Source organism: Streptomyces sp. P13-3-3, assembly GCF_050571355.1.
GTDB lineage: Bacteria > Actinomycetota > Actinomycetes > Streptomycetales > Streptomycetaceae > Streptomyces > Streptomyces althioticus.
On sequence record NZ_CP192228.1, the window covers coordinates 3,060,489 to 3,076,210 of the forward strand.

Below are 15,722 nucleotides of genomic sequence, written 5' to 3' on the forward strand. Positions count from 1 at the left end.
AATGACCGACAAGACGACCGGCACCGACGGTGCCGTCCGCACGGACACCCCGGCCGACGGGGACCGCCCCCTGGTCGAGCTCCGCGCCGCCGGCAAGTCCTACGGCAACATCCGCGCCCTGCACGGCGTCGATCTGACCGTCCACCCCGGCAAGGTGACCTGCGTCCTCGGCGACAACGGCGCGGGCAAGTCCACCCTCATCAAGATCATCTCGGGGCTGCACCAGCACACCGAGGGCGAGTTCCTCGTCGACGGCGAACCGGTGCGCTTCTCCACCCCGCGCGAGGCCCTCGACAAGGGCATCGCCACCGTCTACCAGGACCTCGCGGTCGTCCCGCTGATGCCGGTCTGGCGGAACTTCTTCCTCGGCTCCGAGATGACCAAGGGCCCCTGGCCCCTGCGCCGCCTCGACATCGAGCGGATGAAGAAGACCGCCGACGAGGAACTGCGCAACATGGGCATCGTCCTGGACGACCTGGAGCAGCCCATCGGCACGCTCTCCGGCGGCCAGCGCCAGTGCGTGGCGATCGCCCGCGCCGTCTACTTCGGCGCCCGCGTCCTCATCCTCGACGAGCCCACCGCCGCCCTCGGCGTCAAGCAGTCCGGGGTCGTCCTGAAGTACATCGCCATGGCCCGCGACCGCGGCCTCGGCGTCATCTTCATCACCCACAACCCGCACCACGCCTACATGGTCGGCGACCAGTTCAACGTGCTGCGCCTGGGCACCCTCGAGCTCAGCGCCGACCGCAGCCAGGTCGGCCTCGAGGAGCTGACCAACCACATGGCCGGCGGTGCCGAACTGGCCGCCCTCAAGCACGAGCTGGCGCAGGTCCGCGGCGTCGACACGGAGGGCCTGCCGGAGTCCGGCGACCTCCGGGCACCCACGGCCGCGACCCCGGAAGGGAAGTCCTGACATGGCAGTCGCCCTCGACCGCATCCGGGTCGGTTCCGCCCCCGACTCCTGGGGTGTCTGGTTCCCCGACGACCCCCAGCAGGTGCCCTGGCAGCGCTTCCTCGACGAGGTCGCCGAGGCCGGATACTCCTGGATCGAACTCGGCCCCTACGGCTACCTGCCGACCGACCCGGCTCGCCTCAAGGACGAGGTGAGCCGCAGGGACCTGAAGGTCTCCGCCGGCACCATCTTCTGCGGGCTGCACCGCGGGCCGTCCGAGTGGGACTCCACCTGGGAGCAGGTCAGCCGCGTCGCGGCGCTCACCCAGGCGATGGACGCGAAGCACCTGGTCGTCATCCCGTCGTTCTGGCGGGACGACAAGACCGCCGAGATCCTGGAGCCGCCGGAGCTCACCACCGAACAGTGGGGCCACCTCACCCGGGGCATGGAACGCCTCGGCCGCGAGGTGAAGGAGACGTACGGGCTCGACATCGTCGTCCACCCGCACGCCGACACCCACATCGACACCGAGGAGCACGTCGAGCGCTTCCTCGACTCCACCGACTCCGGCCTGGTCAACCTCTGCCTCGACACCGGTCACTACGCCTACTGCGGCGGCGACAGCGTCAAGCTGATCGAGACCTACGGCGAGCGCATCGGCTACCTGCACCTCAAGCAGGTCGACCCGGAGATCCTCGCCGACGTCGTCAAGAACGAGATCCCCTTCGGGCCCGCCGTCCAGCGCGGGGTGATGTGCGAGCCGCCCGCCGGCGTGCCGGAGCTGGGCCCGGTGCTGACGGCCGCGCAGAAGCTGGGCGTGGACCTGTTCGCGATCGTCGAGCAGGACATGTACCCCTGCGAGCCGGACAAGCCGCTGCCCATCGCGGTGCGCACCCGCAAGTTCCTCCGCTCCTGCGGCGCCTGACCACCACCCGCACCGGGAGGCGACACACATGAACCGGCGCGAGCCCCTCGGCATCGCCGTGATCGGCACCGGCCGCATGGGCGCCGACCACGTGCGGCGGATCGACCGGGTGATCAGCGGGGCGCGGGTCGCCGCGGTCGTCGACGTCGACGAGGAACGGGCCAGGACCGTCGCGGCCGGCGTCGACGGCTGCACCGCCCACACCGACGCCGACGAGGCGATGGCGTCGCCGGACGTCGACGCCGTGCTCATCGCCTCGTCCGGGCCCGCCCACGAGGCGGCCCTGCTCGGCGCGTTCGCCCGCGACCTGCCCGTCCTGTGCGAGAAGCCGCTGACCCCCGACGCGGCCTCCGCGCTGCGCGTCATGGAAGCCGAACAGGCCCTCGGCCACCGCCGGGTGCAGGTCGGCTTCATGCGCCGCTACGACACCGAGTACGTCCGCCTCAAGGCGCTGCTCGGGACCGGGCAGCTGGGCCGGCCGCTGATGCTGCACAACCGCCACCGCAACGTGGCCAGCCCGTCCTTCTTCACCAGCTCCATGCTGATCAGCGATTCCGTCGCCCACGAGGTCGACGTCACCCGCTGGCTGCTGGGCCACGAGATCACCGCCGTGACGGTGCTCCGTCCGACGCCCTCCTCGGGCGCCCCCGAGGGACTGCGCGACCCGCAGTTCGTCGTCCTGGAGACCGACGGCGGCGCCCTCTCCGACGTCGAGATCTTCGTCAACTGCGGCTTCGGCTACCAGGTGCAGGCCGAGGCGGTCTGCGAACGCGGCACCGCCCGCATCGGCGACGGCCACCAACTGGTCACCAACATGGCCGGACGCTGGGGCGGCACCATCGCCCAGGACTGGACCGAACGCTTCGCCCAGGCCTACGACGACGAGGTCCAGGCGTGGGTCGACGCCACCCGCCGCGGCGAGGTCACCGGCCCCAGCACCTGGGACGGCTACGCCGCCGCGGCCGTCTGCGAGGCCGGCGTCCGGGCGCTCGGTCAGGGCGGACGGGTCGAGGTCGAGCTCGCTGACAAGCCGCCGCTGTACGCCTGAACCCGCGATTTCCCCAGGGCCGGCCGTGTGTCCGCACGGCCGGCCCTACACCGCGTCGTCCAGCCACACCACGATCCCGGTCAGGCCGTTGAGCACCGCCGCCACCCCCGCCCGCACGGCGGCCCCGCAGCGGGCCGCCGTGAACGACGCGGGGTCGTACGTCGACGACATGCCGAGCCCTTCGCCGCGGAACGACGCCCCGCTCCAGTCGGCCGCCGTGACGTTCTCCGTCGGCTCGGCCAGCTCCGCGCCCACCACCAGGAACTGCTGGTCCAGATGGCTCGGCGTGACCGCCGCGAGCGGGTCCACCAGGTCGTTGCCCGCGCCGACCACGAGGTCCGGGCCCATGTCCACCGCCTCGCGGACCGCCGCGACGTGGCGGGCGGGGTCGTCGGCGGTCACCGTGCGCAGGTCGACGTCCTCCCCCTCGGCCCAGTCCCGCACGGCTGCCACCAGCGCCCGGGTCGGCCGGTCGTCCCCGGCGGTCAGCAGCACCACCCGGTAGCCCTCCGGCGGGTGCACGCCGTTCCACGACCCGGGGCGCGGGGTGACCGTCGCCTCCGGGGTGGGGGTGGCCGTCGGGTCGGTGAACCCCGGGCCGAGCGCGCCCACGGGGGTGGGGGCCGCGTGCGGACGCGACCAGTCGTCGGCGGAGGCGCATCCGGAGACCAGGGCGGCGACCGCCGCCAGCGTGGCGGCGGCCCGAAGCGGTGAACGCAAGACGATCGTCCCTCGAAGCTGTGGATGGTGCGGGCGGTGCGGGCGGTGCGGGCGGTGCGTCCTCATCCTGCGCCGCCGCACGCCCCACGGGAGCCCGGGGAACGGCTTGTTGTCCGACGTTTCGCCGCCGCGTCGGTTGCCGTTCATCCGTCCCGCGCACGGTGCTCCGGACACCTGAAGGAGCACCATGTCACAGCGGATTCGCCGCACTCTTCTCACCCTGTGCCTCGCCGTCGCCGCCCTCGCCTGGTCCGGCGGGCAGGCGCAGGCGCACGGCTTCACCTCCACCGCGTACGCCGACGTCGTCGAGACCGACGGCCGGCCCCGCACCACCCTGGAGCTCGAGTACGACCTGCTCGTCGTCTCCGCCGCCGACGCGGAGGACGACGACGCCCTCTTCCGGGAGGGCACGGCCGCCTTCGACAACGGCGACGACCGCGGCCGGGCCCGGGTGCTCGACACCCACGCGAAGGCGGTGACCGAGTACGTCACCGGCCGCTTCCTCCTGTCCTCCGGAGGCACGCCCTGCACCGCCCGCCCGCACGGAGGCGCTTCCATGACGAGGCGCGAAGGCGTGCCGTATGCCGTCGTCGTCCTCGACTGGAGCTGCCCGGACGGCGGTGGACTCCGGCTGCGCAGCACGCTGTTCCCCGACCGGGAGCAGTACGTCAAGGACACGAAGACGATCGTCACGTACACGGTCGACGGGCTCTCGGGAAGCGCCGCGCTCGACGGCAACCACCCGTCCTTCTCCGTCGACCGGCCCTGGTACGAGCGGTTCGGGGAGTTCTTCCGCCTGGGCGCCGAGCACCTGCTGACCGGGATCGACCACATCCTCTTCCTGCTGGCGCTGATCGTGGGCTCGCGCGGCCCGCGCGAGGTCGTCCTCGCCGCGACCTGCTTCACTCTCGCCCACTCCGTCACCTTCCTGCTCGCCGCGCTCGGCCTGGTGGACGTTCCCGCGGACGTCGTGGAACCCGTCATCGCCGCGTCGATCGCCGTCGTCGCGGGCTGGCACCTGTGGCGGCTCGCCCGCCCCGCCGACCGGCAGCCCTCGCTCGGGCGGGGACACCTGGAACTCGACCGGGCCGGCTGGACCCGCCTGGCCGTGGTGTTCTGCTTCGGCCTGGTGCACGGCCTCGGGTTCGCGGGCGCGCTCGGCATCGACGCCGCCTGGTCCTGGACCCTGCTGTGGTCGCTTGCGGTGTTCAACCTCGGCATCGAGGCCGTGCAACTGGCGCTCGTCGCCCTCACGTTCCCGCTCCTCGCCGTGGTGCGGCGCCGGGCGCCCGGCGCCGCGCGGCTGGTGACCGGCCTCGTCGCCGCCGGGGTCGCCGTCATGGGCCTCGTCTGGTGCGCGCAGCGCATTACCGAATTCTGAACCGCCCTTGGCGGAACGTTCAGGCAAGGCGGCCGGACCGTTCCCCGCCGGTTCATGGCGGGCCGACACCGTTCACACCGCCACATCCGTGCACTCATGGACGCGCAAGGAACGAAAGAACGCATGAGACCCAGCAGCAAGACCCAGACCGACGGCTCCGTCGGACGCCGTGTCGCCGGCGGCGCCGCCACGGTCGTCCTGGGACTGACCATGGCCCTCGCCGGCGGGACGGCGGTCCCGGCCGTCGCGGCCGACTCCGCCGGACCGTCCGGGGTCGTCCTCGGGGTGGGCGCCGACGAGACCCAGCGGATCGTCTCCTGGTACTCGACCGAGGACACCGCGCAGCAGCTCCAGGTCGCCCCCACCGCCACGCTCGTCGGCGGTGAGTTCCCCGCCGGCGCGGCCACCTTCGCCGCGACCGGCGGCGCCAACATCACCTCCGGCGGCGGCTACAACCGCCACGCCACCGTCACCGGACTCAAGGAGAACACCGCGTACTCCTACCGGGTCGGCTCCGAGGGCAACTGGTCCCCGGTCCACACCTTCAAGACCCGCGACTTCGAGGGCGACTACGACTTCCTCTTCCTCGGCGACCCGCAGATCGGCTCCAGCGGCAACGCCCAGAAGGACGGCGCCGGCTGGGCCGACACCCTGAAGGTGGCGACCGAGGCCAACCCCGACGCCGAACTGCTCGTGTCCGGCGGCGACCACGTCGAGAGCGCCAACAACGAGGAACAGTGGACCTCGTTCCTCGCCCCCGAGCAGCTCCGCCAGGTCCCCCTGGCCGCCACCATCGGCAACCACGACGTCGGCGGCAAGGCCTACGAGCAGCACCACTTCACGCCCAACACCGACAAGTCCGACGCGTACTACGACAAGGACGCGGCGACCCGGTCCGGCGGCGACTACTGGTTCATCCACAAGGACGTGCTGTTCATCGACATCAACAGCAACGCCCAGAGCGACACCAAGGACGCCCAGCACGTCGGTTACATCACCGACGTCATCAAGAAGCACGGCTCCGAAGCGAAGTGGAAGGTGCTGGTCTACCACCACTCCATCTACTCGCCCGCCAGTCACTCCTACGACCAGGGCAACAAGGACCGCAGGAAGAACTTCACCACGGAGTTCTCCGACCTGGGCATCGACATGGTCCTCCAGGGGCACGACCACAGCTACTCCCGTAGCTACGCCCTGAAGAACGGCCAGAAGGCCGATCCGTCGGAGCAGCCGGGGCAGGCCGAGGTGTATCCGGGGCCCGGCGGGGTCATCTACGTCACCGCCAACTCGGCGTCGGGATCGAAGTACTACGACATCCGGAAGCCGGACGGTTCCGGCACCGGCGTCACGGGGAACGGGCCCGACCCGCTCAACCCGGACAACTTCTGGTTCAACTCGGTGGAGAACCAGGAGCACGTGCGGTCCTACGTCCGGGTCAAGGTGCGGTCCGACAAGCTGGTGCTGGAGAACGTCCGCTCGGGTACGTGCGACGCGCCGAACCCGGCCGTCGACAACGGCAACGTTCCCTGTTCCAACCCGGACAAGCCGGTCGGCTCCGTCGTCGACAAGGTCACCGTCCACCCGTACAACGGTGACGGACAGTCCCTCCAGGTGAACGTCCCCGACGCGGCGCCCGGCGAGTTCGGCTGGACCATCGACGGCTACAACGGCCTGGTGGACCTCGGTACGGCCAAGGAACGCGACGGTGACCACTTCGAGGCCGCGGGCAGGATCAACCCGATCCGGGTGACCGACAGCCGCCGCTCGCTCTCGCCCTGGTCGGTCTCGGCCAACGTGAGCGACTTCCAGGACGCGGACAAGAAGTTCTCCGGGTCCTACCTCGGCTGGAAGCCGTACGTCCTGAACGGCGGCGCCGGCGCCAAGGCGGCCTCCGCCGTGGCCTCCGGCTACGACGACAAGGGCGCCGGTCTGTCCGTCTCGCGGGGGCTCGCCTCCGCCGAGCAGGGCCACCCGCGGGGCGAGGCCCGGCTGGGTGCCGACCTGGACCTGAAGATCCCGGACAGTGTCGCGAAGGGCTCCTACCGGGCGACCCTCACGATCACCGCGCTGAGCAGCTGATTCTTCGTCCGAGTCCGAGTCCGAGTCCTAGTCCGACGGCGTGGCGGGGCACGCACCTTGAGTGCTGCGCCACGCCTCCCGCTTCTGGAGAACCCTCCTATGCACGTGCTCGCCGTGTCCCGACGGATTTGGATACCCCGCCTTCCTTTCCGCCTCTCCGTTCCGGTCCGGGCCGTGGTTCTCGGACTGCTCACGGCCCTCGCGCTCGTCTGCGCGCACCCGACACCCGCGGCGGCCGCCGACGGCGACGTCAGCTGGCGGGTCCGCACCGGCGCCAACGCCTACGGCGACGACCGCTCCAGCTTCAGCTACGCGGTGAACCCGGGCGGCACGGTCGAGGACACCATGGTCGTCACCAACCGCGGCAGGACCCCGCTGCGGCTCGCCGTCTACGCATCCGACGGCTACACCACCGACGCCGGACAGCTCGACCTGCTCACCCGCGACAAGAGGTCCACCGGTGTGGGCGTGTGGACCCACCCGAAGGTCACCTCCGTCACCGTCGCGCCCGGGAAGTCGGCCGACGTCCCCTTCACCGTCACCGTCCCGGGCAACGCCACCCCCGGCGACCACGTGGGCGGTCTCCTCACCTCCCTCAAGCAGGCCGACACCGCCGCCGGCATCAACGTCGACCGGCGCCTCGGCCTCCGTGTCGCCGTCCGGGTCGGCGGCGAGCTGAAGCCGCGCCTCGCGGTGGAGGACGCGCACCTCGACTACCACGGCAGCGCGGGGCCCTTCTCGAAGGGCTCGGCCACCGTCACCTACACGGTCCACAACACGGGGAACGCCCTGCTCTCCGGGCGGCAGGAGGTGGCCGTGCGGGGGCCGTTCGGATGGCTCCGCACGGGCGCGGGCGACCTGCCCGACACGCCCGCGCTGCTGCCGGGGGAGCGGTGGAAGGTGACGGTGCCCGTGCCGGATGTCGCGCCCGGGGTCCGGCTCACGGCCACCGCGACGGTGCTGCCGCTGCTGACGGACGCCTCCGGGTCCACGACGCCGCTCGACCCGGTCGAGGCGAGCGCGGGGGCGTGGGCCGTTCCGTGGGCCCTCGCGCTGATCGTCCTGCTGCTGCTCGCGGCGGTCGTCGCGGTGGTGCTCCTCGCCCGCCGCAACCGCGCCCGCCGCACGGCCCGCGAGGCGGCACTGGTCCGTGACGCGGTGCAGGCTGCCTTGAGCTGAGGTGTGACGCCTGCGGCGCATTCACCTGTCCGGTGGGGGTTGATGTAGCGCCCAGGGTGGGGTGGTGGTGCGGGGCCGGGGCGGGGGTGGTCGTCCTCGGTCTGGCGCGAGAGTGCGTGTTGGAGAGGTTCAGGGGGCGGACGCGCCAGCCGCTGCGGGCGCCCACCCCCACCCCGTCCCCTCCCCGCCGCGTGCGGCTACACCGACACCGGTGGCGGCGCCAGCCCCGCCCACTGCGGGCAGTCGTGCCGCTGGGGCGGCACGGGTGGGCGCGGCGGCACCTCGTTGGCGCCGAGGTGCGCCGACACCCCCCGGCCCGCACCCACACCGGTACCGGAGTGATCAGCGCTCCGTGCGGGGCCGCGGCCCCAACCCCGCCGCCGTGTAACACGCGTCAACCATCCGCATCGTCGCCACCGCGTCATCCGCGTCGAGGGGCAGGGACGCCTCCCGCCGTACCCGTGCGGCGAACGCCTCCAGCTGGTAGGCGTACGACGACCGCGTACCCAAGTGCTCCGTACGCTCGCCCGAGCCCGTGCGGACCACCACCCGGTCGTCCATCTGCGGCAGCACGAAGTTCGGCGCCGTCGCCTCCCCCCGGCTTCCGACGATCCGCAGGCTCATCTCCAGGTGGTCGTACGCCATGTGGCAGCGGGCCGTGCCGGTGGCGCCCCCGGGGAACGACAGGTCCGCGTCCAGCCACTCGTCCACCCCCGGAGCCCCCGCCCGCTCACCCGCCCGCGCCGCGACCACGCGCGGTGCGCCTCCCGCCCACGGGGCGAGCATCCGCAGCGCGTGCAGGCCGTAGCAGCCGAGGTCCATCAGGGCGCCGCCGGCGAGGGGGAGGGACCAGCGCGGGTCGTAGGCCCCGGGGGCCGGGATCGCCACCATAGCCTCCGCGTGGCGGAGTTCGCCCAGCTCGCCGGAGGCCAGCAGTTCGTGCAGCCGCCGGGTCACCGGGTGGAAGAGGTAGTGGAACGCCTCCATGAACACGGTGCCGGACGCCCTCGCGGCCAGCATCACTTCCTCGGCCTCCGCCGCGTTGCTCGCCGACGGCTTCTCCGTCAGGACGTGTTTGCCCGCCGCGAGCGCGGCCAGGTTCCAGGGGCCGTGGAGTCCGTTGGCGAGAGGGTTGTAGACCACCTCGACCTCCGGGTCGGCGAGCAGGTCGGCGTAGGAGCCGAGCGTCCGCTCCACACCGTGCGCGGCGGCGAACGCCTCGGCGCGGGAGCGGTCGCGGGCGGCCACCGCGACCAGGCGGTGGCCGCCGGCCCGGGCCGGGGCGACGAGGGAGCGCTCGGTGATGCGAGCGGCCCCCAGGATTCCGATGCGCAGGGGAGCGGACTCGCTCATGCCTGCCGTACCTCCTCGAGCGTGACCGGACGGTGCTCGTGCAGCGACAGTGTGCACGCCTCGGCGATCCAGCCCGCTTCGAGGGCGTCCTCGATCGTGCACGGCGACGGGCGCGCGCCCGCCACCACCTCGGTGAACGCGAGGAGTTCGGCGCGGTAGGCGTCGGTGAAGCGGTCCATGAAGAAGTCGTGCGGCACGCCCGCCGGGAAGGTGACGCCGGGTTCGACCGAGCGCAGCGGCAGCTTGTCCTCCAGGCCCACCGCGATCGAGTCGGCGAAGCCGTGGATCTCCATGCGGACGTCGTAACCGCGGGCGTTGTGGCGGCTGTTGGAGACCACCGCGAGGGTGCCGTCGTCCAGGGTGAGGATCGCGCCCGTGGTGTCGGCGTCGCCCGCCTCCTTGATGAAGTCGGCGCCCCGGTTGCCGCCGGCCGCGTACACCTCGGTCACCTCGCGGCCGGTCACCCAGCGGATGATGTCGAAGTCGTGCACCGAACAGTCCCGGAAGATGCCCCCGGACGCGGCGATGTACGCGGCGGGCGGCGGCGCCGGGTCCAGGGTCGTCGAGCGTACGGTGTGCAGCGTGCCCAGTTCGCCCGACAGGACTGCCGCGCGGGCTGCGGTGAAGCCCGTGTCGAAGCGGCGGTTGTAGCCGATCTGGACCGGCACGTCCCGGCCGGCGACGGCCTTCAGCACCTCGACGCCCTCGGTCATGGTGCGGGCGACCGGCTTCTCGCAGAAGACGGGCACGCCCGCCTCGACGCAGGCCGTGATCAGGTGCGGGTGGGCGTCGGTCGCGGCGGCGACGACCACGCCGTCCACACCGGCCGCGAGCACCGCCTCGGGGGAGTCCGCGACCTGCGCGCCGAAGCGCTCCGCGGCGGCCTTCGCGGCGTCCGCGAACGGGTCGGAGACGACGAGGGACTCGACGGCGTCGAGCCCGGACAGGGTCTCGGCGTGGAAGGCGCCGATGCGGCCGAGGCCGAGGATTCCGATGCGCATGGGGTGGTGCTCCTTGGTGAGGGGGAGTGGGGCAGGTCAGTCGAGGCCGCCGAGGACGTTCTGGTCCCAGTCGACGACGGAGCCGGTGACCACCCCGGAGCGGTCGGAGAGCAGCAGGACCACGAAGTCGGCGATCTCGTCCGGCTGGCCGAGCTTGCCCATCGGCAGCCGAGCGGCGGCCTGCTCCCGCCAGTCGTCGCCGGCACCGTGGAAGGTGCGCTGCGTGGCGTCCTCGCCCTCGGTCGCGGTCCAGCCGATGTTCAGGCCGTTGATACGGATACGGTCCCAGCGGTGGGCGTGCGCCGCGTTGCGGGTCAGGCCCATCAGGCCCGCCTTGGCGGCGACGTACGGGGCGAGGAACGGCTGTCCGCCGTGCGCCGAGGAGGTGATGACGTTGACGATCGTGCCCGGCTCGGCGCGTCGCACCATGTCCGCCACCGCCGCCTGCATGGCGAAGAACGGCGCCTTGAGGTTGATCGCGATGTGCTGGTCGAAGAGGTCGGGGGTGGTGTCGAGCAGGGTGCCGCGTGAGGTCAGACCGGCGGAGTTGACCAGGCAGTCGATGCGGCCGTAAGCCTCCACCACGTGGGCGACCGTATCCCTGGCCTGCTCGGCGTCAGCCAGGTCGGCCCGTACGAACATGGCCTTGCCGCCCTGCCCGGCCAGTTCGGCGACCAGCGCCTCGCCCGGCTCCGGGCGGCGGCCGCTGACCGCCACGACCGCGCCTTCGCGCACCGCGGCCCGTGCGACGGCGGCACCCACACCCTGGCTGCCGCCGTTGACGAGGACGACCTTGTCGTCGAGGAGTCCCATGATGTCCTTCCAGGTCAGCTCGTGCGGCGGGCGATTGCGGCCCGCAGTTCGTCGCGCAGGGCTCGGGGGGACCGGCCCTCGCGCAGCGCCTTGCGGACCAGGTCCGCCTGGGACGGCGGGGCGAGGCCGTCGACCGGCGGGTCGTTGTCCAGGTTGGTGGGGAACGGGTAGCCCTCGGCGCTCGCCGCGATCACGTTCTCCAGCCACTGCTCCGAGGCGCCTTCGGCCTTGCGGGCCAGCAGCACCGGGTAGACGGCGCCGACCACGGCCTCACGGTCCACGGTCTCCATGGCCCGGCCGAAGGCCGAGGACACCTGGAGCAGGTTGGCCGCGCGCCGGATGTCCGCCGAGTGGTTCGATCCGGCCGCGTGGAACAGCGCCGGGTTGAAGAACACCGCGTCGCCCTTGGCCAGGGGGAGCTGGATGTGGTGGTCGTCGAAGTACGCCTGGAACTCGGGCAGCCGCCAGGCGAGGTAGCCGGGCTCGAACTTCTGCGAGTGCGGCAGGTACAGCGTCGGACCGGACTCCACCGGCATGTCGCAGTGCGCGACGGCGCCCTGGAGGGTGAGCACGGGGGAGAGGCGGTGCACGTGCGCCGGGTAGGCGGCGGCCGTCTCGTTCGAGAGGAAGCCCAGGTGGTAGTCGCGGTGCACGGTCTGCGCCGCGCCGCCCGGGTTGACGACGTTGACCTGCGAGGTGACCTGGTAGCCGGGGCCCAGCCAGGCCGTGGAGACGAGCGCGACCATGTCGTTCGCGTAGTAGTCGGCGAACGTCTCCGGGTCGTGCAGCGCGGCCTTCTCCAGCGCGTTCCACACCCGGTCGTTGGCGCCCGGCTTCGCGAAGTGGTCGCCGGCGGTGGCGCCCGACGCCCGCTGCTGGGCGATCAGGGCGTCGAACACGGCCGTGGCCCGGTCGACCACCGAGGTGTCGGAGAAGGCGCCGCGGATCACCACGATGCCGGGGCCGTCGGCGAGAGCGTGGACCAGCTCGGCCTGGGCGGTGCGGCGGTCGGCGAGCGCGAGCCGCTCGGCGTCGTAGAGCAGCACGTTCCGCTCGACGGCGGAGGCCAGCGGGTACGAGGAGGCGTCGGTCGACTGCTCGACCAAGGCGCGGAAGGCATCCAGATCGCAGTCCCGCTCCGACAGCCAGGCGGCCGGCGCGGGGGTCTGCACGGAAGACGATGCGGACATGGAGTCGTCCCTTCGGGTCACGGAGCGACGCTGGTGATGTCATTCTTGTCAGAACAAACCCCTCGCACCACCATCAGGAACCCATCAAAAACCCCTCAGGAGCAGTCGCATGGGGCACCCCTTCCCGATCCGTGAAATCGCACGTCAGGCCGGACTGAGCGAGGCCACCGTGGACCGGGTCCTCAACGGCCGGGGCGGGGTGCGGGAGAGCACCGCGCGTGAGGTGCACCGGGCCATCGCCGACCTGGACCGGCAGCGCACCCAGGTCCGCCTGGTCGGCCGGACCTTCATGGTGGACATCGTGATGCAGTCGCCCGAGCGGTTCTCCACGGCCGTCCGCGCCGCCCTGGAGGCCGAACTTCCCTCCCTGCACCCGGCGGTGGTGCGTTCCCGCTTCCACTTCCGGGAGACCGGACCGGCGGAGGAACTGGTCGCGGTTCTCGACCGGATCGCCCGCCGCGGCTCGCAGGGCGTGCTCCTCAAGGCGCCCGACGTCCCCGAGATCACCGCCGCCGTCGGCCGCCTCGCCGCGGCCGGCATCCCGGTCGTGACCCTGGTGACCGACCTGCCGGTCAGCGCCCGGATCGGTCACGTCGGCAGCGACAACCGCGCGGCCGGCGCCACCGCCGCCTACCTCATGGGGCAGTGGCTCGGCGACCGGCCCGGCAACGTGCTCACCAGCCTCTCCAGCGGCTTCTTCCGCAACGAGGAGGAGCGCGAGATGGGCTTCCGCAGCACCATGCGCGCCCGCCACCCCGAGCGCACCCTCGTCGAGATCGCGGAGGGCCAGGGCCTGGACGCCACCCAGTACGACCTGGTCCGCGCCGCCCTGGAACGCGACCCGGAGATCCGCGCGGTCTACTCGATCGGCGGCGGCAACATCGCCACCCTGCGCGCCTTCGAGGACGCCGGACGCGAGTGCGCCGTGTTCGTCGCCCACGACCTCGACCACGACAACACCCGGCTGTTGCGCGAGCACCGGCTGTCCGCCGTCCTCCACCACGACCTGCGTCACGACCTGCGCGAGGCCTGTCACATGGTGATGCGCGCGCACGGCGCGCTGCCGCCCGCGGGACCCACCCTGCCGTCCGCGATCCAGGTGGTCACCCCCTACAACATGCCCGCGCCCGCCGTGGCCGGGTGACCCGCCTGGCGTGTATCCCCGCCCGCCGGGGTGGCCGTGCCTACCGTCGTGCGCATGAGGAAACCGACCACGGAAGGCGGGCCCGACCGGCTGCTGGCACTGTCCGACGGCGTCTTCGCCATCGCCATCACCCTGCTGGTCCTCGACATCCACGTGCCGCAGGGACTGGACTCCGACGGGTTCCACCAAGCGCTCGGCGACGTCGTGCCCAATCTGGGCGCCTACGCGATCAGCTTCGCCGTGCTCGCCGGCTTCTGGCGCGACCACCGGGCGATCTTCCACCGGGTGCGGCTGGTGGACGCCGACGTGATCGGGCTGACCGTCCTCGGCCTGGGCCTCACCGCGCTGCTGCCGTTCCCCACCGCCCTGGTCTCCGAGTACGGCGACGAAAGCACCTCCGTCGTCATCTACTCGGCGGCGGTGGCCTCCCTCGGCGCCGTCCACCTCGCCCTCGCCGCCGTCGTCGCCCGCCGGCCCTGGCTCCACGGCGACGCGCAACCCCTGCGGAACGAGTTCCTCTACGCCGTCGACCTGGGCACCATGGTGGCGGTGTTCCTGGTGACCATTCCCCTGGCCCTGGTGGTGGGGCCGGCCGCCATGTGGTGGTGGCTGGTACTGGTACCGATCAAGGTGTGGCTGGGGCGGAAGGGGGACGCGGCGGCGAGGTGAGCAGCCGGTGACTCACGCGGGAGCGTCCACCGTGACCCACGCCCGGTCCTCCGCCGACCGTGCCATCGCGTCCAGCACGGTCGCGCTGTGCACCGCGTCCGCGAGGGTGGCGCCGTACGGGACGCCCTCGGCGACCGACCGCAGGAAGCGGTACGCCTCGATCACCTTCAGGTCGTCGTAGCCCATGGCGTTGGCCGCGCCCGGCTGGAACGCGCCGAACTCGCCGTCGCCCGGCCCGACGTACACCGTGCTCACCGGCTGGTCCTGGTAGCCGGCGCCGCGGCTGACGTTCAGTTCGTTCATCCGGCGGAAGTCCCAGAACACGGCCCCCTCGGTGCCGTGCACCTCGAACCCGTAGTTGTTCTGCTCGCCCACGGAGACCCGGCAGGCCTCCAGCACGCCCCGCGCGCCGGAGGTGAACCGCAGCAGGCAGTTCACGTAGTCCTCGTTCTCCACCGCGCCCAGCTCGCCGCCCGTCGCGCGGGAGTGCCCCGCGGTGGCACCGGCCGGGCGGGCCCGCTCGGGCAGGAAGATCGCCGTGTCGGCGGTCAGCGCGGCGATGTCGCCGAGCAGGAAGCGGGCCAGGTCCGCGCCGTGCGAGGCGAGGTCGCCCAGCACGCCGCTGCCGCCGCGCTCCCGCTCGTAGCGCCAGGTCAGCGCCCCTTCGGGGTGGGCCGCGTAGTCGCTGAACAGCCGGACGCGGGCGTGCGTGACCCGGCCGATCCCGCCGGACGCGATCAGCTCGCGGGCGGCCTCCACGGCGGGCGCGTTGCGGTAGTTGAAGCCGACCGCACCCTGGACGCCGGCCTTGGCGACCGCGTCCGCGACCGCGCGGGCGTCCTCGGCGGTCAGCCCGACCGGCTTCTCGATCCAGATGTGCTTGCCGGCCTCGGCCATGGCCACGCCGATCTCGCGGTGCAGGAAGTTCGGCGCGGTGATGCTGACCGCGCGCACCCGGGGATCGGCGGCCACGTCACGCCAGTCGCGGGCGGTCGAGGCGAACCCGAACTGCGCGGCGGCCTCCTCCGCCCGCCCCGGTACCTCCTCGGCGACGGTGACCAGTTCCGGGCGCAGCGGCAGCCCCGGGAAGTGGTGCGCCACCCGCGCGTACGCCTGGGTGTGCACCCGCCCCATCCAGCCGAATCCGACGACGGCGACGCCCAGCGCATCCACCATGACTGCCTCTCTCCGGCCGGGTCCTGTCCTGCCCGCCCACCTTCGGGCCGGGCGGTGTGACCTGTCAACCATTTGACAGGACAAATGTGCGGGCTCGCGGAGCCGCGGCCCCGGCTCACCCGCCCCTCCGCATACGGTAGGGTTGACCTGCG

At 72.4% G+C, this 15,722-nt stretch carries 14 protein-coding genes; 8 read left to right on the forward strand and 6 right to left on the reverse strand.

What is annotated here, in order from left to right; genetic code table 11:
• Position 1: 1 nt before the first annotated feature.
• The 3 genes from ACQZOG_RS13960 to ACQZOG_RS13970 are packed head-to-tail and all read left to right on the forward strand — an operon-like array spanning position 2 to position 2,865.
• Entirely contained in the window at positions 2 to 913 is a 912-nt protein-coding gene (locus tag ACQZOG_RS13960; protein WP_033277294.1) for an ATP-binding cassette domain-containing protein, read from the forward strand.
• A 1-nt stretch (position 914) separates the two neighbouring features.
• Positions 915 to 1,817 (forward strand): sugar phosphate isomerase/epimerase family protein, encoded by a 903-nt coding sequence (locus ACQZOG_RS13965; protein ID WP_033277295.1) that lies wholly within the window; start codon positions 915 to 917, stop codon positions 1,815 to 1,817.
• A gap of 28 nt (positions 1,818 to 1,845) precedes the next feature.
• Positions 1,846 to 2,865 (forward strand): Gfo/Idh/MocA family protein, encoded by a 1,020-nt coding sequence (locus ACQZOG_RS13970; RefSeq protein WP_193468505.1) that lies wholly within the window; start codon positions 1,846 to 1,848, stop codon positions 2,863 to 2,865.
• Positions 2,866 to 2,910: 45 nt separating this feature from the next.
• On the opposite strand, the gene ACQZOG_RS13975 is transcribed toward ACQZOG_RS13970, so the two are convergent.
• On the reverse strand, positions 2,911 to 3,585 hold the full coding sequence (locus ACQZOG_RS13975) for a hypothetical protein (protein WP_430741531.1): 675 nt from the start codon (positions 3,583 to 3,585) through the stop codon (positions 2,911 to 2,913).
• Positions 3,586 to 3,772: 187 nt separating this feature from the next.
• Here ACQZOG_RS13975 and ACQZOG_RS13980 point away from each other — a divergent pair, with 187 nt between their 5' ends.
• The 3 genes from ACQZOG_RS13980 to ACQZOG_RS13990 all read left to right on the forward strand — a co-directional run bounded on the left by ACQZOG_RS13980 (position 3,773) and on the right by ACQZOG_RS13990 (position 8,224).
• On the forward strand, positions 3,773 to 4,966 hold the full coding sequence (locus ACQZOG_RS13980) for a HupE/UreJ family protein (protein WP_193456198.1): 1,194 nt from the start codon (positions 3,773 to 3,775) through the stop codon (positions 4,964 to 4,966).
• Between the two features lie 123 nt (positions 4,967 to 5,089).
• Positions 5,090 to 7,045, forward strand: coding sequence for an FN3 domain-containing metallophosphoesterase family protein (locus ACQZOG_RS13985; RefSeq protein WP_058917455.1), 1,956 nt, complete (start codon positions 5,090 to 5,092; stop codon positions 7,043 to 7,045).
• A 174-nt stretch (positions 7,046 to 7,219) separates the two neighbouring features.
• Positions 7,220 to 8,224 carry a WxL protein peptidoglycan domain-containing protein gene (locus ACQZOG_RS13990; RefSeq protein WP_430741532.1) on the forward strand — a complete coding sequence of 335 codons (1,005 nt, stop codon included), beginning with the start codon at positions 7,220 to 7,222 and terminating at the stop codon, positions 8,222 to 8,224.
• Positions 8,225 to 8,566: 342 nt separating this feature from the next.
• Here ACQZOG_RS13990 and ACQZOG_RS13995 read toward each other — a convergent pair whose 3' ends face one another.
• The 4 genes from ACQZOG_RS13995 to ACQZOG_RS14010 are packed head-to-tail and all read right to left on the reverse strand — an operon-like array spanning position 8,567 to position 12,581.
• Positions 8,567 to 9,577: a Gfo/Idh/MocA family protein gene (locus ACQZOG_RS13995; RefSeq protein WP_382001026.1), complete on the reverse strand. Its 1,011-nt coding sequence runs from the start codon at positions 9,575 to 9,577 to the stop codon at positions 8,567 to 8,569.
• Complete coding sequence (locus tag ACQZOG_RS14000; protein ID WP_037642948.1) at positions 9,574 to 10,578, reverse strand: Gfo/Idh/MocA family protein; 1,005 nt, start codon at positions 10,576 to 10,578, stop codon at positions 9,574 to 9,576. Before ACQZOG_RS14000 ends, ACQZOG_RS13995 begins: the two co-directional genes overlap by 4 nt.
• Positions 10,579 to 10,614: 36 nt before the next feature.
• A complete protein-coding gene (locus tag ACQZOG_RS14005; RefSeq protein WP_033276354.1) occupies positions 10,615 to 11,391 on the reverse strand; it encodes an SDR family oxidoreductase in 777 nt (258 codons plus the stop codon).
• Positions 11,392 to 11,405: 14 nt separating this feature from the next.
• Positions 11,406 to 12,581: a phytanoyl-CoA dioxygenase family protein gene (locus ACQZOG_RS14010; RefSeq protein WP_193468509.1), complete on the reverse strand. Its 1,176-nt coding sequence runs from the start codon at positions 12,579 to 12,581 to the stop codon at positions 11,406 to 11,408.
• A 109-nt stretch (positions 12,582 to 12,690) separates the two neighbouring features.
• On the opposite strand from ACQZOG_RS14010, the gene ACQZOG_RS14015 reads away from it, so the two are divergent.
• Entirely contained in the window at positions 12,691 to 13,725 is a 1,035-nt protein-coding gene (locus ACQZOG_RS14015) for a LacI family DNA-binding transcriptional regulator (protein ID WP_191882399.1), read from the forward strand.
• 93 nt (positions 13,726 to 13,818) lie between these two features.
• A complete protein-coding gene (locus ACQZOG_RS14020; protein ID WP_354793864.1) occupies positions 13,819 to 14,394 on the forward strand; it encodes a TMEM175 family protein in 576 nt (191 codons plus the stop codon).
• A gap of 12 nt (positions 14,395 to 14,406) precedes the next feature.
• On the opposite strand, the gene ACQZOG_RS14025 is transcribed toward ACQZOG_RS14020, so the two are convergent.
• Positions 14,407 to 15,570 carry a Gfo/Idh/MocA family protein gene (locus tag ACQZOG_RS14025; protein WP_033276351.1) on the reverse strand — a complete coding sequence of 388 codons (1,164 nt, stop codon included), beginning with the start codon at positions 15,568 to 15,570 and terminating at the stop codon, positions 14,407 to 14,409.
• Between the last annotated feature and the right edge of the window lie 152 nt (positions 15,571 to 15,722).